The sequence below is a fragment of the Enterobacter sp. 301B genome (genome assembly GCF_003850715.1).
GTDB lineage: Bacteria > Pseudomonadota > Gammaproteobacteria > Enterobacterales > Enterobacteriaceae > Enterobacter > Enterobacter intestinihominis.
The window spans coordinates 53,830-74,323 of the sequence record NZ_PQTC01000013.1; the positions used below are offsets into that span (position 1 = coordinate 53,830).

At 55.3% G+C, this 20,494-nt stretch carries 15 protein-coding genes; 13 read left to right on the plus strand and 2 right to left on the minus strand.

The window, feature by feature from the left end; translation table 11 throughout:
- Positions 1 to 19: 19 nt before the first annotated feature.
- Positions 20 to 526 carry a thiol peroxidase gene (gene tpx / locus C3451_RS15265; RefSeq protein ID WP_003856889.1) on the minus strand — a complete coding sequence of 169 codons (507 nt, stop codon included), beginning with the start codon at positions 524 to 526 and terminating at the stop codon, positions 20 to 22.
- Between the two features lie 106 nt (positions 527 to 632).
- Between tpx and ycjG the strand changes: the two genes are divergently transcribed.
- A complete protein-coding gene (gene ycjG / locus C3451_RS15270) occupies positions 633 to 1,598 on the plus strand; it encodes an L-Ala-D/L-Glu epimerase (protein ID WP_032624144.1) in 966 nt (321 codons plus the stop codon).
- Here ycjG and mpaA read toward each other — a convergent pair.
- Positions 1,589 to 2,302 carry a murein tripeptide amidase MpaA gene (mpaA, locus tag C3451_RS15275; protein WP_022648287.1) on the minus strand — a complete coding sequence of 238 codons (714 nt, stop codon included), beginning with the start codon at positions 2,300 to 2,302 and terminating at the stop codon, positions 1,589 to 1,591. The two genes, ycjG and mpaA, sit on opposite strands and share 10 nt — an antisense overlap.
- 183 nt (positions 2,303 to 2,485) lie before the next feature.
- Between mpaA and C3451_RS15280 the strand changes: the two genes are divergently transcribed.
- The 12 genes from C3451_RS15280 (at position 2,486) to C3451_RS15335 (ending at position 20,264) form a co-directional block, all read left to right on the plus strand.
- Positions 2,486 to 4,102 carry a peptide ABC transporter substrate-binding protein gene (locus tag C3451_RS15280; protein WP_023300237.1) on the plus strand — a complete coding sequence of 539 codons (1,617 nt, stop codon included), beginning with the start codon at positions 2,486 to 2,488 and terminating at the stop codon, positions 4,100 to 4,102.
- Between the two features lie 612 nt (positions 4,103 to 4,714).
- Entirely contained in the window at positions 4,715 to 5,206 is a 492-nt protein-coding gene (gene tssB, locus C3451_RS15285; protein WP_023300236.1) for a type VI secretion system contractile sheath small subunit, read from the plus strand.
- A 40-nt stretch (positions 5,207 to 5,246) separates the two neighbouring features.
- Entirely contained in the window at positions 5,247 to 6,782 is a 1,536-nt protein-coding gene (tssC, locus tag C3451_RS15290; RefSeq protein ID WP_022648284.1) for a type VI secretion system contractile sheath large subunit, read from the plus strand.
- Positions 6,783 to 6,797: 15 nt separating this feature from the next.
- Positions 6,798 to 8,138, plus strand: coding sequence for a type VI secretion system baseplate subunit TssK (gene tssK, locus C3451_RS15295; protein ID WP_022648283.1), 1,341 nt, complete (start codon positions 6,798 to 6,800; stop codon positions 8,136 to 8,138).
- Complete coding sequence (tssL, locus tag C3451_RS15300) at positions 8,135 to 8,824, plus strand: type VI secretion system protein TssL, short form (RefSeq protein ID WP_022648282.1); 690 nt, start codon at positions 8,135 to 8,137, stop codon at positions 8,822 to 8,824. Before tssK ends, tssL begins: the two co-directional genes overlap by 4 nt.
- Complete coding sequence (locus tag C3451_RS15305; protein WP_038416146.1) at positions 8,821 to 10,527, plus strand: OmpA family protein; 1,707 nt, start codon at positions 8,821 to 8,823, stop codon at positions 10,525 to 10,527. The genes tssL and C3451_RS15305 overlap by 4 nt, the downstream gene beginning before the upstream one ends.
- A 5-nt stretch (positions 10,528 to 10,532) precedes the next feature.
- On the plus strand, positions 10,533 to 11,024 hold the full coding sequence (hcp, locus tag C3451_RS15310; RefSeq protein WP_009653685.1) for a type VI secretion system effector Hcp: 492 nt from the start codon (positions 10,533 to 10,535) through the stop codon (positions 11,022 to 11,024).
- Between the two features lie 172 nt (positions 11,025 to 11,196).
- On the plus strand, positions 11,197 to 13,842 hold the full coding sequence (tssH, locus tag C3451_RS15315; RefSeq protein ID WP_045621585.1) for a type VI secretion system ATPase TssH: 2,646 nt from the start codon (positions 11,197 to 11,199) through the stop codon (positions 13,840 to 13,842).
- On the plus strand, positions 13,839 to 16,211 hold the full coding sequence (vgrG, locus tag C3451_RS15320) for a type VI secretion system Vgr family protein (RefSeq protein ID WP_045621586.1): 2,373 nt from the start codon (positions 13,839 to 13,841) through the stop codon (positions 16,209 to 16,211). The genes tssH and vgrG overlap by 4 nt, the downstream gene beginning before the upstream one ends.
- 15 nt (positions 16,212 to 16,226) lie before the next feature.
- Complete coding sequence (locus C3451_RS15325) at positions 16,227 to 16,493, plus strand: PAAR domain-containing protein (protein WP_045621588.1); 267 nt, start codon at positions 16,227 to 16,229, stop codon at positions 16,491 to 16,493.
- A gap of 46 nt (positions 16,494 to 16,539) precedes the next feature.
- The gene (locus tag C3451_RS15330; protein WP_063139070.1) at positions 16,540 to 19,308 is read left to right on the plus strand and encodes a T6SS effector BTH_I2691 family protein; all 2,769 of its coding nucleotides are present in this window, start codon (positions 16,540 to 16,542) and stop codon (positions 19,306 to 19,308) included.
- Positions 19,305 to 20,264 (plus strand): putative type VI secretion system effector, encoded by a 960-nt coding sequence (locus tag C3451_RS15335; protein ID WP_022648276.1) that lies wholly within the window; start codon positions 19,305 to 19,307, stop codon positions 20,262 to 20,264. The genes C3451_RS15330 and C3451_RS15335 overlap by 4 nt, the downstream gene beginning before the upstream one ends.
- The last annotated feature ends 230 nt before the right edge of the window (positions 20,265 to 20,494 follow it).

The window sequence follows — 20,494 nt, forward strand, 5'->3', positions numbered from 1 at the left end:
TGCAGAGGCTTTTTTACGTTTAGGCTTTAAGCGCCTCAAGTGCAGCGGTGTAATCCGGTTCGGTAGTGATTTCGTTAACCAGCTCACTGAAAACAACGTTGTCGTTTTCGTCGATCACCAGCACCGCACGAGCAGCCAGACCTTTCAGCGCGCCTTCGGAAATGGCAACACCGTATTTTTCCAGGAAATCCGGGCTGCGCAGAGTGGAAAGGGTGATGACGTTGCTCAGGCCTTCAGCGCCGCAGAAACGAGACTGGGCAAACGGCAGGTCAGCAGAAATGCACAGCACCACGGTGTTGTCCATTTCGGTCGCCAGCTGGTTGAATTTACGCACTGATGCAGCACAAACGCCCGTATCGATGCTTGGGAAAATGTTCAGGACTTTACGTTTGCCAGCAAACTGGCTCAGCGTGACGTCAGACAGATCTTTAGCCACCAGAGTAAAAGGCTGTGCTTTGCTGCCAGACTGTGGGATGGAACCTGCAACAGCAACCGGGTTGCCCTGGAAATGAACGAGTTGTGACATAGATATCTTCCTGTTTACAAATAGTTAACGTCGTGGCTAGTGTATGTCATCCACAGTTAGCACGGCAAACCAATTTTCTGCCTTTCCGGCCTGCAAGGAGTCAGTGATGAGAAGCGTTAAGGTCTATGAAGAAGCCTGGCCATTGCACACCCCGTTTGTGATCTCGCGCGGTAGCCGTAATGAGGCCTGCGTGGTCGTGGTTGAATGTGAAGAGGACGGCGTAAAAGGCGTCGGGGAATGTACCCCTTATCCTCGCTACGGAGAAAGCCTGGCGTCAGTCATGGCGCAAATTATGACGGTGGTGCCCGAGTTGCAGGCGGGCCTGACGCGTGAGGCTCTTCAGCAGAGGTTGCCGGCCGGAGCGGCACGTAACGCGATTGACTGCGCACTCTGGAGTCTGGAAGCGGCGAAACAACAAAAACCGCTACCTTCGCTGCTGGACGTTACGCTGCCGCAATCGATCGTCACCGCGCAAACGGTGGTCATTGGTGAACCAGAGCAAATGGCCGCCAGCGCTCAGGCGTTGTATGCCACCGGTGCAACCTTATTAAAGTTGAAGCTCGACGATCGTCTGATTAGCGAACGCATGGTCGCCATTCGTGCGGCGGTACCTGATGCCACCCTTATCGTCGATGCGAACGAATCATGGCACAGCGAAGGGCTGGCAGCCCGTTGTCAGCTACTTGCCGATCTGGGCGTTGCCATGCTGGAGCAGCCTCTCCCGGCAGAAGACGATGCCGCGCTGGCGAATTTTATTCATCCGCTTCCCGTCTGTGCAGACGAAAGCTGTCATACCCGTGAGAGCCTGTCAGCCCTCAAGGGCCGCTACGAGATGGTGAACATCAAGCTGGATAAAACGGGTGGGTTAACCGAGGCCCTGTCACTGGCAAAGGATGCGCAGGCGCAAGGCTTTTCCCTGATGCTGGGCTGTATGTTGTGCACGTCCAGAGCGATCGGTGCTGCACTCCCGCTGGTGAACAGCGTGCGTTTTGCCGATCTGGATGGCCCAACCTGGCTGGCGGTTGACGTTTCACCCGCCCTGAGTTTTACCTCCGGCGTACTTCATCTTTGAGGCTGCCAGCGCAGAAGATCTGTCATCGCTCTGAGGTATTTTTCACTCGCTTCATCCGAGGAAATAGGCGGAAACTCTGCGGTGATACAGTGAAGACTGAGGTCCGCGCACCAGCTGCCAAACGACCCGGGCGTTTCATACCCGACGCTGGTTACCAGAGGTAGAGCAAACGCATCCGCCAGCCACTGCCCGAGCGCTGTATGACGAGGATCTTCAATACAGGCGAGGGGATCGTGGAAAGAGACAACCCAGGCCGGGTGGATCTTATGAATAAGCTGACACAGCGCCTGGGTTTCGGGCTCGGAACCCGGTTTTTCTCCCGTAAGCAGGACCACATCTCGTTCCTGCGCCGAACTGTTCCAGCGATACACCGTTTCACCGGCACGCCAGTTTGCTGCCGGAAAGTTCCTGTTAAGGTCAACGCCTCGTGCATTCGCCCGTAATCCAAGCTGGCATCCGTCCGGGTTGACGGTCAAAATCACATGATGTCGTCGTAAATCGGGGGCCAGCGTACGTAGCGCGCACGAAAGCGTCACGATGGACGAGTTTTCATCGCCATGTGTGCCCGCAATGATTAAGCCGCTAGTGCGATCGGGCTCGGGAGCCGGAAACCAGATCAGTGGGGCGCCTAAAAATGAGCGGCCATAATGTTCAGTCCCGGGCGGGAAGGCGCCGCGTTCCGTTCTTGGTCGGGTGGTTGCCATAATAAACCCTGATGATGAAGTCGCTTCTGGCAGTGTTGTGCAAAACCCGCGCTTAATCAAATGGTTTCCGTCTGTGTGTAAAATTGCCTGACATCAACTTTCCTGAGGAAGCATTTGCATTTCTCCGTTTCGAAACAAATAATTACGCATCTGCCTGTTACCTGACATCATTAAGGGGATCGTATGAAGCATCCTGTTTCGCTTCTTTGTACTGCGCTGTGGCTGTGCGGGTTTTCTTCACTTTCATATGCCGCGGAGGTTCCCAGGGGAACGGTGCTGGCGCAAAAGCAGGAGCTGGTTCGACACATTAAAGATGAACCCGCCTCGCTCGATCCGGCAAAAGCGGTGGGTTTACCCGAGATACAGGTGATCCGCGACCTTTATGAAGGGCTGGTGAATCAGAACGAAAAAGGGGAGCTGGTTCCCGGCGTGGCGACGCGCTGGCAGAGCAACGATAACCGTGTCTGGACGTTTACGTTGCGGGATAACGCGAAGTGGTCTGACGGTACCCCGGTGACGGCACAAGATTTTGTCTACAGCTGGCGTCGTCTGGTTGATCCTAAAACTACGTCACCTTTCGCCTGGTTTGCAGCGCTGGCGGGTATTAATAATGCGCAGGCCATTATCGATGGTAAAGCTGCACCGGAAACGCTCGGCGTGACGGCAGTCGATGCTAAAACGCTGCGCGTGCAGCTGGATAAACCGCTGCCATGGTTCAGCAACCTCACGGCTAGCTTTGCGTTCTATCCTGTTCAAAAGGCAAACGTGGAAAGCGGTAAAGAATGGACGCGCCCTGGCGCGCTTATCGGCAACGGTGCGTATGTGCTGAAAGATCGCGTGGTGAATGAAAAACTGGTGGTTGAGCCGAATACTCACTACTGGGATAACGCCAACACGGTGCTAAAAAAAGTCACTTTTGTGCCGATCAACCAGGAGTCCTCAGCGACCAAACGCTATCTGGCGGGCGATATCGATATTACAGAATCGTTTCCGAAAAACATGTACCAGAAGCTGCTTAAAGATATTCCGGGACAGGTTTATACACCGCCACAGCTTGGGACCTATTACTACGCGTTTAACACACAAAAAGGCCCAACTGCGGATGCCCGCGTACGTCTGGCGCTCAGCATGACTATCGACAGACGTATTATGGCGGAAAAAGTCCTGGGAACCGGTGAGAAACCGGCCTGGCATTTCACTCCCGATGTCACTGCCGGTTTTACACCGGAAATCTCGCCATTTGAGCAGATGTCGCAGCAGGAGCTAAATGCTCAGGCGAAAACGTTATTACAGGCGGCAGGCTATGGTCCCCAGCGCCCGCTGAAATTAACGCTGCTGTACAACACGTCTGAAAACCACCAGAAAATCGCCATTGCCGTCGCATCTATGTGGAAGAAAAATCTGGGTGTTGACGTTAAGTTGCAGAATCAGGAATGGAAGACCTACATCGACAGCCGCAATACCGGGAATTTCGACGTGATCCGTGCGTCGTGGGTAGGGGATTACAATGAGCCGTCGACATTCCTGTCGCTGCTGACGTCCTCTCACACCGGCAACATCTCACGGTTCAACGACCCTGCTTACGATAAGATTATTCATCAGGCGACGCTCGAAACCACTGAAAAAGCGCGTAATGCAGACTACAACATGGCCGAGAAGATCCTCGCCGAGAAAGCGCCGATAGCCCCTATTTATCAATACACCAATGGCCGCCTCATTAAGCCCTGGGTTAAAGGGTATCCGATAAATAACCCAGAGGATGTTGCGTACAGTCGTACAATGTATATTGAAAAGCATTAAAAAAACAGGAAAGGCGCTTAAGTGGTTTTGGCAAATAGCTATACATCGCTTAAGCGCCTGAACACACGGTTCATGGTACCTACAGGCTAGTTATTATCAAAATTCCTTTCATAAAAAATCATTTATTCTTTTGATGAATGCTTCGAGCGACATCTCTTTTCCAGTTTATCGAAAAGCGTGCAAGCATTTATACATCCTCCATGTAATAGCTTAATTCCTGCTATTTAAAACCTGACTTTTGTCCGATATAGGATTTTTCCATATTCAGGAGGTTTATTGAATAAGATGATATGTCTCTGCGATTTTGCAGCTGATGCTTAAATCAGCATTGATATAAATCAATTATTCAACGACAGGTGGCAATGAATTCAATATTCTCTATCAAGGCAGACGTTCCTGCTAATCTATTGTGAATAAATGGTTAATACTTTCTGCGTGCCACTTATATCTGGAATTTATAAATACTAGTGATTAGTGGAAAATTCTTAAGAAAAATCCATATGCAGATCTTTGATCTGAAAAGTTGATCATGAATGGGCTTTTGCTCTAATATGGTTTTGTAAAGACCCGTCACTCACTTAACTCGTATTTCTTGCAAAGAAAGGGACTGCTATGGCCGATTCATTTCAGAATGAGGTGCCCAAGGCACGCATAAATTTAAAGCTGGCGCTGCATACAGGCGGCGCGCAGAAGAAAGTCGAACTGCCGCTTAAACTTCTCACCGTCGGTGATTTCAGTAATGGAAAAGAGAATCGTCCATTGTCCGAAAGGAAGAAAATCAACGTCAACAAAAATAACTTTAATAGCGTACTTTCGGAATTTAACCCGGAGGTTAATCTGACGGTGCCTAACACCATGGCTGTCGATGGTTCGGAGGAAAGTATAAAACTGAATTTCTCCGATATTAAGGATTTCGAACCTGAACAGGTTGCCCGCCAGATCCCCCAGCTCCGCGCCATGCTGGCCATGCGTAATTTATTACGCGACCTCAAATCCAATCTTCTTGATAACGCCACTTTCAGAAAAGAACTCGAGAAAATTCTTAAAGACCCAGCGCTGTCTCAGGAATTACGCGACGAAATGAGTGCACTGGCCCCGAAATAAGCGGCATGTGTAATTTAATGGATTAACCGGGAATATGCTGATGTCTGTGAATAGTGAAACCGCCTCCGCGCAGGGGCAGACCATCGTACTGGAAAAAGAGGGCGTTTACGCCTCCCTGTTTGAAAAAATCAACCTGACTCCGGCCTCGAGCCTGGGTGATATCAATGCGTTTCTGGATGATGCCGCGCTTTCTGACGCGCCGGCGGGTGAACGCCTGACGGCGGCGATGCAGGTGTTTATGGACTGCATCCGCAAATCTGGTCAGCCCGTGGAGAAGCTCGACAAGACCCTGATTGACCACCATATCGCCGAACTGGATTTCCAGATCAGCCGTCAGCTGGATGCCGTAATGCATCACCAGGCGTTCCAGAAGGTGGAGTCCCTGTGGCGCGGCCTGAAGCAGCTGGTGGACAACACCGACTACCGCCAGAATGTGAAAACCGAGATTCTGGACGTCTCCAAGGACGACCTGCGCCAGGATTTTGAGGATGCACCGGAACTTATCCAGAGCGGCCTCTACTGGCACACCTATACCGCCGAATACGACACCCCGGGCGGCGAGCCGATTGGCTCAGTGATTTCATCCTATGAATTTGACGCCAGTCCGCAGGATGTGGCGCTGCTGCGCAACATCTCGAAAGTGTCTGCCGCCGCACACATGCCGTTTATTGGCTCTGTCGGCCCGAAATTCTTCCTGAAAGACTCTATGGAAGAGGTTGCTGCGATTAAGGATATCGGCAACTACTTCGACCGCGCTGAATACATCAAGTGGAAATCCTTCCGCGATACTGACGACGCCCGCTACATCGGCCTCGTGATGCCGCGCGTGCTGGGGCGTCTGCCGTATGGCCCGGACACCGTACCGGTGCGCAGCTTTAACTACGTTGAGCAGGTGAAAGGCCCGGATCACGAGAAATACCTGTGGACCAGCGCGTCGTTCTCCTTCGCGTCAAACATGGTGAAGAGCTTCATCAATAACGGCTGGTGCGTGCAGATCCGTGGCCCGCAGGCGGGCGGGGCGGTGAAAGATCTGCCTATTCATCTGTACGATTTGGGTACCGGCAACCAGGTGAAAATCCCGTCTGAGGTGATGATCCCGGAGACCCGCGAGTTTGAGTTTGCCAACCTCGGCTTTATTCCGCTCTCGTATTACAAAAACCGCGACTATGCCTGCTTCTTCTCGGCGAACTCCGCTCAGAAACCGGCGCTGTACGACACCGCAGATGCCACGGCCAACAGCCGCATCAATGCCCGTCTGCCGTACATCTTCCTGCTGTCGCGTATTGCGCACTATCTGAAGCTCATCCAGCGCGAGAACATCGGCACCACCAAGGACCGCCGTCTGCTGGAGCTGGAGCTGAATACCTGGGTGCGTAGTCTGGTGACGGAAATGACCGATCCGGGCGATGAGTTGCAGGCTTCTCATCCGCTGCGTGACGCGAAGGTGGTGGTGGAAGATATCGAAGACAACCCGGGCTTCTTCCGCGTGAAGCTGTTTGCGGTGCCGCACTTCCAGGTGGAAGGCATGGATGTGAACCTGTCTCTGGTGAGCCAGATGCCGAAAGCGAAAGCGTAACGTAAGGCAGGAAGCATGAAAACGGAACAACCGTTATGGGGCAGGGGCCAGATGGTCTCTCCCCAGCACTTCCAGCAACAGGCCGCGTATGCGGCCTGGTCTGCGGAATGCATCGCCCGGTTAGGTCTCTCCCATCCCTGGGGAGTGATTGAAGCCACTTTCGAACCGGATGCACTGAAACTGGGCCGCCTGCAGGCCCGCCATCTGCACATCCGTTTCCCCGACGGGACGCTTATCGACACGGATAATGCTGACGATCTGCCACCGGTTCTCGCGCTGGAGAGTGAATCAAATGAGGTGGTAGTGATGCTCGCGCTTCCGCTGCTGCGCGCGAATGGTGGCAACTGTCTTAAGCCTGATGAGGTAGCCGGGCGTCCTGTTCGCTATCGCCAGCGCTGGCAGGATATCCGCAATACCTTCGGGGACGATACCCGCCAGATTGCGGTAATGCGTCCTGAGCTGACGCTGCGGTTTGCACATCAGAACAACAGCGATTACCTGACCTGTCCGGTTGCCCGCCTGCAGCAGGATCTGCAGGGGGCGTGGCAGCCTGATGAGACGTTTCTCCCCCCGCTCCTGGCCATCGAGGGCAGCCGCTGGCTGTTAACCCAGCTCGAACAGCTGATGATCCAGCTACGTGTACGCCTGAGCCGACTGATGGCCATGCGACGGGAAAGTAATGAGCGCATGGCAGACTTTGCCGTGGCCGACGTGTCGCTGTTCTGGTTGCTGAATGCCCTCAACAGCGCTGAGCCCGTGCTGGGGCAGTTTCAGCGCCATCCGCAAAGTCCGCCTGAACGCCTGTATCCGGAGCTGGCCCGCCTGGCGGGCAGCCTGCTGACCTTCTCGCTGGAGCACCAGGTGAGTGCGATCCCGGTCTGGCAGCACGAGCAACTGAATAACGTATTTCCGCCGCTGTTTGATTTACTGGGGGACCTTCTGGAAGCCAGTCTGCCATCGCGGGTGGTGGCGATTGAGCTTGAGCACGATGCCCGGCTGCACTTCTGGCAGGCCCGTCTGCATGATCCGCGTCTGCGTGAAGGGGCGGATTACTACCTCTCCGTGCGTTCAATGGTGCCGGTGGCTCAGCTGCAGGAGCAGTTCCCGCGCCAGTGCAAGGTTGGCAGCCCCGATCATGTCAGAAGTATCGTCAATTCATCGCGGGTGGGCGTGCCGCTGACCCCGCTGCGCCATGTGCCGGCAGCCATTCCGTTACGTCTGGAAAATCAGTATTTCAGTCTTGATGTCTCTCATCCTCAGGCCACTGAAATGCTCCAGGGCGGCACCTGCATGTTTTACGTTCCGGGCATGCTCGGCGAGCCTGAACTTGAACTCTTTGCGGTGCTGAGAACATGAGTGAGCGTAAACGCGGCGCTGCCGCGGCCATTGATATTGATGCCCTGCTGCAGGATACCTGGCTGCAGGTGATCAGCCTGCGTCACGGTCCGAAATTTCAGGATGGAGAAGGGCGCACGCTGTGGGAGCGTTGCATTGCTGATGTCGAACGTGTGCAGCGTGAGCTGAAAGCGGGCGAACTTGATGAAGCCAGCTGCCGGCATATTCTCACCGCACAATGTGCGCTGCTGGATGAGGCGGTTAAGAGTCGCGGTGTGGAGGATGATGCCTGCGTGCAGTGGTATGACATTCCCCTGCAGGGGCACTTCCTTGGCACCATGGACGCCGGTGACACGCTGTGCGATCGGATGCGCGATGTGCTGCGTGAACCGGCTCCTGACCACGCTGTCGTGACCTGCTTCCAGCGGGTCATGATGCTCGGATTCCTCGGCAACTTCCGCTCCCTGAACGATCCTGAGCGGCAGAAACTCATGAATGCACTTAATGAACATGTTGCGCCGTTCAGCTATTCACAACCCCATCCCGTTCTGGCGGAAAGCCATGCCGGACGGGGGATAAGGGGTTGGCTTGCATCATGGCCCATGCGCATTGGCCTGAGTGTGGTGGTGGTCACCGCATTATGGTGGGGACTGGATTGCTGGCTGGATCAGACACTGCTTACCCTGCTGCCGGGAGCCGTGAAATGAGCCCTGCACAACAGCGCGGGCTTGCGCTCTGGGCTGCCCTGCTGAGTGCAGTGGTCTGCCTGTGGTTTCTGCCAGCATCCCGGCTGGTTTCCGTTCTCGTCCTGCTGGCGGTACTGGGGCTAATCATGGCGTTCTGGGCTGTCGCCTGCCGTCGCGTGCAGCACGATTTCACCCTGTGTCTGGAGGACCTGCCTGAAACCAGTTATTGCCAGCCCGTGGTACTGGTCTGTGGCGATCTGCCGCTTGCCTGGCCGCATCAGTCACCGGTACTTACTGTCACGCAGGGCTGCTGGATCCGTGTGGAGGATCATCTGGAACTGGAGCAGGCCGCCCGTCAGGTACTGTGGTTGCGCCCCGACTGGGGACGTCAGCTGTCAGTGATGGTCAGTGTTTGTCCGCAGCAGCACCCTGACAGTGAACGCCTTACCAGTCGTTTGCTTGCCCTGCGCTGGCAGATTAGTCGGTTGCGTAAAGCAACCGGCCATTCTGTGCCACTGGTTCTGAATGGACAGGTCGGCAGTGCGATGATGAATGACATGCTCTGGCAGACGGCGATCCTGGGGGAAGGGGTAAAGGTCTGGAGTGGGACTTCAGCGCCTGGCTCAGTTGCTGAATGGGTTAATACTGGCGGAACGCCTGCGATGCATCAACAGGTGCTTATGAACAGCCTGATGAGCTGGTTCCAACAGCACGTCCACGCTGTCCTTATGGATGAAAACCCCGATATTCCTGTCATTGAACCTGTTGCGGTTCTGTGGGGATTGGGCCCGATCCTGGCCGGAAGCATGGCCACCTCTGTCTGGACAGCGTGGTTGTCCCGCCATACTGCGATGCAGCAGGTGTCTGGCTGGCAGCCGGCGGGAACGGACAGTACGGTTATTTCCCTGTTCCCGAATTTTGTCCTCCCTTTACTGCCAGAAGGACGAGGCCTGACACCGCATGGACGAACCTGGCGCGGTGCGCTCGGAATCTTCACGCTGGCGACCATTGCTGCACTGCTCAGCAGTGGCTGGAACAACCGCCAGCTGCTGCAACGCGTTAGCTTCGATATTGTCCGTTACAACAGCATCGCCATGGATGATTACGGTCCTAAAGCCAGCGCCGTACAGGTGCTGCGCGAGGATGCGGCGCTGCTGGATGAGCATGCACGCAATGGTGTACCGGCCCGGCTGGGTCTGGGGCTTTATCGGGGGGAACGTCTGCGAATACCGGTGCTGGAAGCGATCCGCTCATATGTGCCACCACCTCCTCCACCAAAGCCTGTGGAAAAGGTCGCGCCGAAAATCATCCGCCTCGACAGCATGTCGCTGTTCGATACCGGAAAGTGGGCGCTTAAACCCGCCTCAACAAAGCTGCTGGTGAACTCACTGGTGGGGATCAAGGCGAAGCCCGGCTGGCTGATTGTGGTCGCGGGCCATACCGACAGCACCGGGGATGACCAGTCAAACCAGGTGCTGTCCCTGAAGCGTGCGGAGTCGGTGCGCGACTGGATGCGGGACACCGGCGATGTGCCGGAGAGCTGTTTTGCGGTGCAGGGCTACGGTGAAAGCCGACCTGTCGCCACCAACGACACGGCGGAAGGCCGGGCGCTGAACCGCCGTGTCGAAATCAGTCTGGTGCCGCAGGCGAACGCCTGCCAGCTGCCGGGCAACACCCCCGCGTCATCGCAGGATGATGGCGCTGATAACAACTTAACGGAGTAATTAACATGGCAATACCAGTCTATCTGTGGCTGAAGGACGACGGCGGCGCGGACATCAAAGGGTCTGTGGACGTTCAGGATCGTGAAGGCAGCATCGAGGTGGTGGCCCAGGAGCATAACCTGTACATCCCGACCGACAATAACACCGGCAAGCTGACCGGTACCCGTATCCACACCCCGTTCCTGTTCACCAAGGAAATCGACTCCTCCAGCCCGTACCTGTACAAGGCGGTGACCACCGGCCAGACCCTGAAATCTGCGGAATTTAAGTGGTACAGAATCAACGACGCGGGCCAGGAAGTGGAGTACTTCAACACGAAGCTTGAGAACGTGAAGCTGGTGAAAGTGAATCCGAAGATGCACGACATCAAGGATCCGGCGTTCGAGAAGCACAACCACCTCGAGCAGATTGAACTGCGCTACGAAAAAATCACCTGGACCTACAAGGACGGCAACATCATTCATTCCGATTCCTGGAACGAACGCGCCACCGCGTAAGTCGCATGCGGACAGGGCCCTGTCCGCAGTTTTTTGCACAGCGTCTGTATGCACGGACGCTGTGCAAAGAAAAACACAATCTGCCTGCCCGACCTGATGCGCTTTGGGTTCCTGAATAACAGGGAACAGCGACGGGCGGTAGCGTGTCCGGAACTGATAAAGAGAGAGTCTCATGGAAAATCCCGCCATCCTGTTACGCCGTCTTAACCCTTACTGTGCCCGCGCGATGGAAGGGGCCGCGTCCCTGTGCCAGACCCGCGCCCATGCGGAAATCCTGCCCGAGCACTGGTTGCTGAAGCTGCTGGAGCAGGGTGAGGGCGACCTGACGGTGCTGGCGCGGCGCTACGAATGGGATATGGATACGATATGGCAGGATATGCTGGGTTTTCTGGACAACCTGCCACGTTCGGTGCGCAGCCGTCCGCAGCTGTCGGACAGTGTCCGGGCTCTGATGCAGGAGGCCTGGCTGCACGCCTCGCTGTCGGGGGAAGAGCACATCCGCAGCATTCACCTCCTGATGGCCCTGGTGGACAAACCGAAACTGGTGCGCTGCGACGGCCTGTGGCCGCTGCTGACGCTGGCGCAGAGCCAGCTTGAGCGCCTGCGGGGGCTTCTGGATGCGCAGTCGGATGAACGCCCGGAGGTGCAGCAGGAAGCGGAGCTTACGCAGGGCGATGAGGTGGAGTTTGTCGGCCGTCCGGTGAATGCGGATATAAAAGGAGAGCTGAACCCGGCGTTACAGAATGCGCTGGACAGGTTCACCCTCGACGTCACCGCCCGCGCCCGTGAGGGCAGAATCGACCCGGTCTATGGCCGCGACAATGAAATCCGCCAGATGGTGGACATTCTTTCCCGGCGCCGCAAGAACAACCCGATTCTGGTCGGCGAACCGGGCGTCGGCAAGACCGCCCTGGTTGAAGGACTGGCGCTGCGCATCGCCGAAGGCAATGTGCCGGACGCGCTGAAGCCGGTCTCGGTACGCACCCTTGACCTCGGCCTGTTACAGGCGGGTGCAGGCGTGAAGGGTGAGTTTGAACAGCGCCTGAAAAACATCATCGACGCGGTGCAGCAGTCACCCCTGCCGGTTCTGCTCTTCATTGACGAGGCGCACACCATTATCGGTGCGGGCAACCAGGCGGGGGGCGCCGATGCGGCCAACCTGCTGAAACCGGCACTGGCCCGCGGTGAGCTCAGAACCATCGCCGCCACCACCTGGAGCGAATACAAGCAGTACTTTGAGCGCGACGCCGCGCTGGAGCGTCGTTTCCAGATGGTGAAGGTGGACGAACCGGACGACGACACCGCGTGCCTGATGCTGCGGGGACTCAAGCCACGTTACGCGCAGCACCATGGCGTGCATATTACCGATGAGGCGGTTAAAGCCGCCGTCACGCTCTCCAGACGCTATCTGACCGGACGCCAGCTGCCGGACAAGGCGGTTGACCTGCTGGACACCGCGTCGGCCCGTGTCCGCATGAGCCTCGATACGGTGCCGGAGCCGCTGACCCGCATGAAGGCGCAGCTCACGGCACTTGCCATGGAGAAACAGGCGCTGCTGGAGGATATCGCGGTGGGCAATACCGCCCATGGCGAACGTCTGGCCGCCATCGGAGAGGAAGAAGTCGGCATCATTTTGCAGCTCGATGAACGGGAAACCCGGTACGGCCAGGAGCTGAAACTCACGGAAGAACTGCTTGCCTGCCGCACGGATATCTCGCGTCAGGGGGAAATTGCGGACCTTCAGATGCAGCTTACTGCCGTGCAGCAGAATACCCCGCTGCTGGGGCTGGATGTGGACGCGCGTACCGTCGCCACCGTTATCGCCGACTGGACGGGCGTACCGCTCTCTTCCCTGATGAAGGACGAGCAGACGGAACTGCTGAGTCTTGAGCACAGTCTGGCGAAACGCGTTGTCGGCCAGGACAGCGCACTGAATGCCATTGCGCAGCGCCTGCGCGCCAGCAAAACCGGTCTGGCGCCGGAGAACGGCCCGCAGGGCGTGTTCCTGCTTGTGGGCCCGAGCGGCACCGGCAAGACCGAAACCGCCCTGGCGCTGGCCGATGAACTGTTCGGCGGCGAGAAGTCCCTTATTACTATCAACCTCTCGGAATACCAGGAGCCACACACCGTCTCGCAGCTCAAGGGCTCACCGCCGGGCTACGTGGGTTACGGTCAGGGCGGCATTCTGACCGAAGCCGTCCGTAAGCGCCCGTACAGCGTGGTGTTGCTGGATGAAGTGGAAAAGGCACACCGGGACGTGATGAACCTGTTCTACCAGGTGTTTGACCGGGGCTTCATGCGCGACGGCGAGGGGCGGGAAATTGACTTCCGTAACACGGTGATTCTGATGACCTCGAACCTCGGCAGCGACCTCATCATGCAGATGCTGGAGGAACAACCGGAGGCGACAGAGCCGGACCTGCATGAACTGCTGCGTCCTGTCCTGCGGGACCACTTCCAGCCCGCGCTGCTGGCGCGCTTCCAGACGGTGATTTACCGTCCGCTGGCACAGGCAGCGATGCGTACCATTGTGGGGATGAAGCTGAATCAGGTGAGCAGACGCCTCAACCGTCACTACGGAATAACTACCCATATCAGCGAAAGCCTGTACGACGCGCTGACCGATGCCTGCCTGCTGCCGGACACCGGGGCTCGCAATGTTGACAGCCTGCTGAACCAGCAGATTTTGCCGGTCCTGAGCCAGCAGCTGCTGAGCCAGATGGCGGCGGGAAAGAAGCCGCATACCCTGACGCTTGGCTGGGATGAGGAAGAGGGCATAGTGCTCGAGTTTGACCGGACAGAAGGTGAGCATGCATGAGCAGTAATCTTCCCTTACGATTCAGCCACAGCCATCACCTGCTTTCGGTGAAGGGCTGCGATGCAGGGCTTGATGTGCTGGCATTTGAGGGCGATGAAGCCCTGAGCACGCCGTTCAGCTACCGTACTGAATTCACCAGCGCGGATCATGCCATCAGCAAAGAGATGATGCTGATGAAAGCGGCTTCCCTGACGCTTCAGGCCCCGGTAGACCAGGGTTACGGTATCAAAATACAGCAGCCGGTACGGGTGATTCAGGGCGTGGTGACCGGTTTTGAACGCCTCAGCACGTCAAAAGATGAAACCCGCTACGCCCTGACGCTTGAGCCGCGTCTGGCGCTGCTCGACCGCTCGCACCAGAACGCGATTTACCAGGACATGTCGGTTCCGCAAATCGTGGAAAAAATCCTGCGCGAACGTCACGGCATGCGCGGTCAGGATTTTCTGTTCTCACTCTCAAAAGAATACCCGCGTCGTGAACAGGTGATGCAGTACGCTGAGGACGACCTGCACTTTATCACCCGCCTGCTGGGCGAGGTCGGTATATGGTTCCGCTTCACCACCGACACGCGCCTCAGCATTGACGTGGTGGAGTTTTACGACAGCCAGCAGGGGTATGAGAAAGGCCTGACGCTGCCGTCTGTACCGCCATCGGGCCAGCATTCAAAAGGCGTGGATTCAGTCTGGGGAATGGGATGCCATCACAATGTGGTGCAGAAGCAGGTCAGCACCCGGGACTACAACTACCGTCAGGCCACGCAGGACATGAACACCCGGGTTGACGCGACCGGCGGGGATGTCACCACGTACGGTGATGCCTACCACTGGGCGGATAACTACCTGACGCCGGGCAGCGCGTATGACCGCAACCCGGCAGCGGAGTCCGGGGCGTTTTACGCCCGCATCCGTCACGAACGCTACCTGAATGGCCAGACGCAGACCGTTGCCTTCACCAGCTGCCCGGCCCTTTCACCGGGTATGCGGCTGAAAGTCACCGGCGGGTACGAAGTGGCGGAGGTGTTTACCCAGGGCGTGGTGGTCACGGCGATGCACAGCCATGCCCGGCGTGATGCAGACTTTTGCGTCAGGTTTGACGGCATCCCGGACAGCGCGGACTTTTGCTTTCGCCCGGAACCCGGCAGCCGCCCGGTAATGGCCGGCACCTTACCGGCCCGCGTCACCAGCACCACCGAAAATGACACCTACGGGCATATCGACAAGGACGGTCGCTACCGCGTCAATATGCTGTTTGACCGTGAGAACTGGGAAACCGGGTTCGAGAGCCTGTGGGTCCGTCAGTCCCGCCCGTATGCGGGGGACACCTACGGCCTGCACCTGCCGCTGCTGGCAGGCACCGAGGTGGCGATTGGTTTTGAGGACGGCAACCCGGACCGGCCGTACATTGCCGGTGTGCTGCACGACTCGGCGCACGGCGACCACGTTACCATCCGGAACTACAAACGCAACGTCCTGCGGACCCCGGCGAACAACAAAATCCGCCTCGACGACGAGCGCGGAAAAGAGCACATCAAGGTCAGCACAGAGTACGGCGGCAAGAGCCAGCTGAATCTCGGCCATCTGGTCGACAGCGAGAAACAGCAGCGCGGTGAGGGGTTTGAACTCAGAACCGACAGCTGGGGTGCCATCCGGGCGCAGAAAGGACTATTCATCTCGGCGGACGGGCAGGCGAAAGCGCAAGGACTGCAGCGTGAAATGCAAGCTGCGCTCAAAGAACTTGACGCTGCCAGAGAGGTGACTTCTGGATTACGTCACGCTGCTCAAGCAGCCCAGGCGGAATTAGCCGATCTTGAGAAACAAACAACATTTATGAATCAGACGCTTAGCGATCTTAAGCAGCAAGCATTACTTCTGTCTGCCCCTTCAGGAATTGCGCAGGTCACCCCCGCGAGCGTACAAGTTTCGGCGGGGGAAAATCTAATTGTTACTGCTGGTCAACATGCAGACATTAGCATTGCCAAAAAATTAACTCTGGCGGTGGGCGATATTCTGAGCTTATTTGCACACAAACTGGGAATAAAAATGTATGCCTCGGAGGGCAAAGTAGATATTCAGGCACAGTCGGACGCGCTGAATTTATTTGCTAAAGAAAAGCTTTCGGTCGCCAGTTCAGACAACAGCGTTGTCATATCAGCCAAAAAAGAAATCCTTTTGGTTTGTGGGGGGACATTTATACGGTTAAGTGATGCGGGGGTTGAAGTTGGTACTGGCAAAAACGTCACGTTGAAATGTATTGCGGTTCAACAGCAGTCTGCGGCGACGTTAAATTCAACGCTTTCGCTACCTTCTGGCTGCAAACCTGGGGTAATTTCTGCAGCCCAACAGCAAGGGGCTGTGGTGATGCTTAGCTAATACTTGAGGAAAAAGATGACTACAAAATTAGCCGTTTTAGGTGACAGGACGAGTAATGGGAAAATAATTTCTGCAACTGCGAATTATTTTAGTGATGGAAAACAGGTGGCACAAAATAATGACAAAGCCATCTGTACTGTCTGTAAGGGAACATTTCCCATCCTGGCCACTGCAGTTGGTATCGTCAGTAATGGCATACTTCTGGTACAGGATCAGGACCGTGTGCTTTGTCTATGTCCCGGCCATAAAGTGATCGCAGGCTCTAATTTTTTCACTGGCTAAATAAGAATTTTTTATTTACAGGCTTAATTAAAAAAAGGATGTGAATATGGCATGCCAGGGGTTATGCACAACGAAAGGCCTGACAGTACTGCCCGTGCGCTATGCTGTTGTGCCAGAAAATATTAATGCCAGTTTACCGGGATGGGCGAATGATCCGCACATCACAGGGGTAACGCTCGCCAGTAATGAAAAGTACACACTCCGCGCGCTTCGCCAGGGCTACCTTTACGTTTTTTATGAAAAAGGAAAACAGGGCATCAATTACTGGCAGTGCTACAGCGTTGCGCCAGACGGCTCACTGTGGCTGCAACAGGTGGCGTCTAATCCTGTACCGGTGGATAAAGCGCTGTGCGAAACGGGCGAGCATATCGCGCAAAACGTCGAGTTCATGAGCATTGAATCCCCGGATAAGTGCGGCAATGTGTGGTTTGCGTTCAGTCAGTATCCGTGGGAGCAGGAAACGCTCGATCGGTATCGCACCAGGCCAGAAGATCGCACTGAGAGAATGCAGAAAGTGATGCCTTCGGTGGCGGGAGCTCAGCGCACAAAAACAGGGACCGACGTTACCGGGGCAAGCCTGAATCAGGTACTGGACTATCAGGTGCCTTCTGTTTCTGGTCTTCTGCCTGGTCCGGATGAGGCGAAAGTGGTAAACATCAGCCGTGCATCGTCACTCTGGGATCCGACAGTGGATGATCCCTGGCGGGTCAATAATGATGTGGTGAAACTGCAGTCCAGTCTGTATCCGTGGGCAAAAAACCGCAGTGGCATGGCAGCCGCGACGGTCACGGCCATGGAAAACCGAAGTGAGGGGATGACGCCGTTGCTGCTTCCACTCTGGGATCCGGTGGGGATTGTTCATGAGCTTAACGGCTGGAGCCAGGATGTGCTGGGGCGCCAGGCGCAGTTCCTGCAGGAGCGTGAGCTTGAGTTCGCCACCAAAACAAACCTCGATGCAGTCAGAACGCTGCTGGAAAGCAATGCCGAATATCTGGAGGACGCGATGCGGAGACGAAGAACTGATGGTCCCATGCTGACAGACGAATATCTGGATTCGCGTCTGCAGGCGCTTGAGAAAAGGTATCAGGGTAAGCCTGATGTGCTGGCACAAATCAGGGCTGATGACAGGTTAGTGAGAAATTGGCATGCGCAGAACGTGACGGCATTATACCCGGAGAGTGTGCTGATGAGTCCACCCGAACCGCTGGCTGCTCACCAGCGACGGGTTGCCGCGATACAGGCTCAGGTCGATAAGGAACTGGCGTTAAATCTGCCTGAACCCTCGCAGGATTTCAGTGGAGTCCGGGCCCGGAGCTGGGCTCCCTATCAGAAAAAGCTCAACGCAACCCGACAGGCGAACTTTGATACCTGCTACACGAGCCTGGTTGATTCGGTTAATGCTATCTTCCAGAAGCGTATCGTCAGCGTGGTGAACTGGCTCAGTGCACCGGTACTGCTGGCAACGCTGGATGATTTCCAATGCGAGGCACAGCGGGCAGGGCTGTTCTACCAGTCAGCGGTGGGGATGGCCATGCACGGGATTAACAGCTGTCCGGCAGGGGCGGCAAAGATAGACGGCTGGTGGAATGAGTACAGCACTAAAAATCGCGGGAATCTGCTGTGGCGGCATGTGGCGGCCAATAACCCGCAGCTAATCAGTGAACTGGAGCCGTATCTGGCGACGGTGAAAGGGAAAAAGGACGAGGACGTGACGCCTCTGACGGCGACCGCCATGACGGCAGCCCTGATGCAGCAGGTCAGCAATATGAAAAAGCTGGAGGGGTATTACCAGAAATCGATGAACACTGTCGTGAAGGGGCTGCGGGAAAATGCCAGCAAACTGGAAGTACAGCTCTTCAACACGGATGCGTTTATCGTCACGGTGGGAGACAGGGTAAGCCGCATTCTGCGGGTGGATAAGGCAGGCGAGAAGCTTGCGACCACGGCGTTCAGGCTGATATTTATGATAAGGGCGGGAATACCTTCAGAAAAAGTTCACTCGTTAGTGAATGCGTATCTGAAAGATGCCCCGGAGTTACGTCAGACGGTGCTGGAAGGTATACGGCGCAGCGGACGTTTTATGGCGAGCGGGAATGAAGTCGCCGAGCTTAAACAGAGAATGAGCAGCAGGCTGGAAGAGCACTTTGCATCAGAAAAGGGCAAGGCCGAATATCGGCTGGCGGGAATAAACAGTCTGTTGCTGGTGCTGAATGCGATGGATTTTATCTACCTGTGCGGACAGGTAAGGGATGAGAAGAAGCCGCTGGCGAGCCTGCTGGCCAGCGGGCTGGCGATGGTGAGTCAGGGGACGTCGGTTATTTTGCCGGCAATAGAAAAAGGTCTGGAAGCGCGTGAGCTTACGGTGGCCTGGGTCAAGGGGGTTGGGGCGGCAGCGGGTGGAACTGCGTCTTTAATTTCGGTGTTTGCTGATGGTGCAAGTACTTACGAAGAGTTGCAAAGCAATCGTTTTTTACTTTCCTCTGTATTGCTTATTAAAACAACAGTTGATGTCCTGGCAGTCACAAAATCAGTCGGTCTTCTGCTGGAACAGTTTAGTCAACCGATAGTTAAAAAAGTAGCTGGGAAAATTACAGGTTTTTTGGCTTGGGAAATTTTAGGGATCCGAATACTTGCAGTACTGATGACCTGGGAAGTGATGGTAGCGATAACTTTGTTACAGGTGGTTGTGACCTGGATATCGGACGATGAGCTTCAGATATGGTGCAGGAAATGTGTATTTGGAACAGCACCGTTCAACCGCAGTGTGGCAGACCAGAATAAAGCCTTGGAAGGGGCGATAAAGGATATTTCATGAATTCAAAAGAGCAGCATCAGATATGCTCCCGTTTTGTTGAGCCAGAAAAATTAGCAGACCTGCGTACAAAGCGAGAGATTGAGATGATGAACGGCAGGCCGTGGACACGTGAGCTTCCGCCGCCGCCGGTATTGCCGCCTTATGGTCCTCTGGAGAAAATATCAGGGAAACTGCAGTCTTTCCGTAGCGAATATTTTCGGGAGTATTTTGATGCAGTTGCCTACCGGACCAGCACGTTGCCGGAGATATCAGATGGCCAGCGCGGAGCTGCCGCCGCTGCAGCGATAGTTGCAGGGAGCCCGGGTGTCGGGGCTGTAATGATGGCTGAAAGCGAGTCTTCGAATGATTCGGCGGAATATGTGCAGGGGATGATTAATGGCCAGCCGTTTCGCGGCTGGGTGGGTGTCACCCGGCTTCAGACTGGCGATGATGTGGACATGATTGTTGAGTGGCAGCATGACCATTATGAGGTCTATGCCATTGCGTTACCGGAAGAGCGGATAGTGTCAGTATGTCCGAAATGTGATATGGGGCATATTGCGCATATGCTGTGGCGCATTAAAAATATGTTCATTCTAATCACCATATTGATGGTGGCTTTTGTTTCTGTATGTGTATTTATCTCTATCTCAAAAGGAAATCCAAATGGTGTCTCTTTATTTGAGAGGTTTTATCTTTTCCTGGTAATGGCTTTTGTGGTGTCCTCTGTAATTTCGGGGTTGATTGCATTCTTTGCATATAAAGCCTGTGCGCCAACACGCTGCAAACTGGCGGAGGAGATATTTCAGTTGCTGCGGATGAGGCGTGTTGCAACAATCAATCTCAATAAAATAACAAAAAAACGTGAGCAACAACTAAAAGATAATGGGAAGTGGTATGAGCCGGGTGATAAAAGCAAACCTGCCTGTCCCAGCGGGAGATTCATTTATTCAGATGAAGGCTGGTTTTACTACTAAATCGGCAGTGAAACAAGCTACTTTCGCTAGTGTTATTAGTCGTGGAATGCTTCTGGTGTGGAATTAATTGCTGAAAAATAAACGGTGGAAATATATTTTGGAGTCAGATCTCTGGCGATTTTGCTGGCCTGGGCAGTGATGGTGGCGATAACTTTGTTACAGGTGGTTGTGACCTGGATATCGGACGACGAGCTTCAGATATGGTGCAGGAAATGCGTATCTGGAACAGC

Excerpts from the sequence above, each read along its gene's own strand:
- tpx (WP_003856889.1), bottom strand. The coding sequence starts at position 526 with ATGTCACAACTCGTTCATTTCCAGGGCAACCCGGTTGCTGTTGCAGGT.
- ycjG (WP_032624144.1), top strand. The coding sequence starts at position 633 with ATGAGAAGCGTTAAGGTCTATGAAGAAGCCTGGCCATTGCACACCCCG.
- mpaA (WP_022648287.1), bottom strand. The coding sequence starts at position 2,302 with ATGGCAACCACCCGACCAAGAACGGAACGCGGCGCCTTCCCGCCCGGG.
- C3451_RS15280 (WP_023300237.1), top strand. The coding sequence starts at position 2,486 with ATGAAGCATCCTGTTTCGCTTCTTTGTACTGCGCTGTGGCTGTGCGGG.
- tssB (WP_023300236.1), top strand. The coding sequence starts at position 4,715 with ATGGCCGATTCATTTCAGAATGAGGTGCCCAAGGCACGCATAAATTTA.
- tssC (WP_022648284.1), top strand. The coding sequence starts at position 5,247 with ATGTCTGTGAATAGTGAAACCGCCTCCGCGCAGGGGCAGACCATCGTA.
- tssK (WP_022648283.1), top strand. The coding sequence starts at position 6,798 with ATGAAAACGGAACAACCGTTATGGGGCAGGGGCCAGATGGTCTCTCCC.
- tssL (WP_022648282.1), top strand. The coding sequence starts at position 8,135 with ATGAGTGAGCGTAAACGCGGCGCTGCCGCGGCCATTGATATTGATGCC.
- C3451_RS15305 (WP_038416146.1), top strand. The coding sequence starts at position 8,821 with ATGAGCCCTGCACAACAGCGCGGGCTTGCGCTCTGGGCTGCCCTGCTG.
- hcp (WP_009653685.1), top strand. The coding sequence starts at position 10,533 with ATGGCAATACCAGTCTATCTGTGGCTGAAGGACGACGGCGGCGCGGAC.
- tssH (WP_045621585.1), top strand. The coding sequence starts at position 11,197 with ATGGAAAATCCCGCCATCCTGTTACGCCGTCTTAACCCTTACTGTGCC.
- vgrG (WP_045621586.1), top strand. The coding sequence starts at position 13,839 with ATGAGCAGTAATCTTCCCTTACGATTCAGCCACAGCCATCACCTGCTT.
- C3451_RS15325 (WP_045621588.1), top strand. The coding sequence starts at position 16,227 with ATGACTACAAAATTAGCCGTTTTAGGTGACAGGACGAGTAATGGGAAA.
- C3451_RS15330 (WP_063139070.1), top strand. The coding sequence starts at position 16,540 with ATGGCATGCCAGGGGTTATGCACAACGAAAGGCCTGACAGTACTGCCC.
- C3451_RS15335 (WP_022648276.1), top strand. The coding sequence starts at position 19,305 with ATGAATTCAAAAGAGCAGCATCAGATATGCTCCCGTTTTGTTGAGCCA.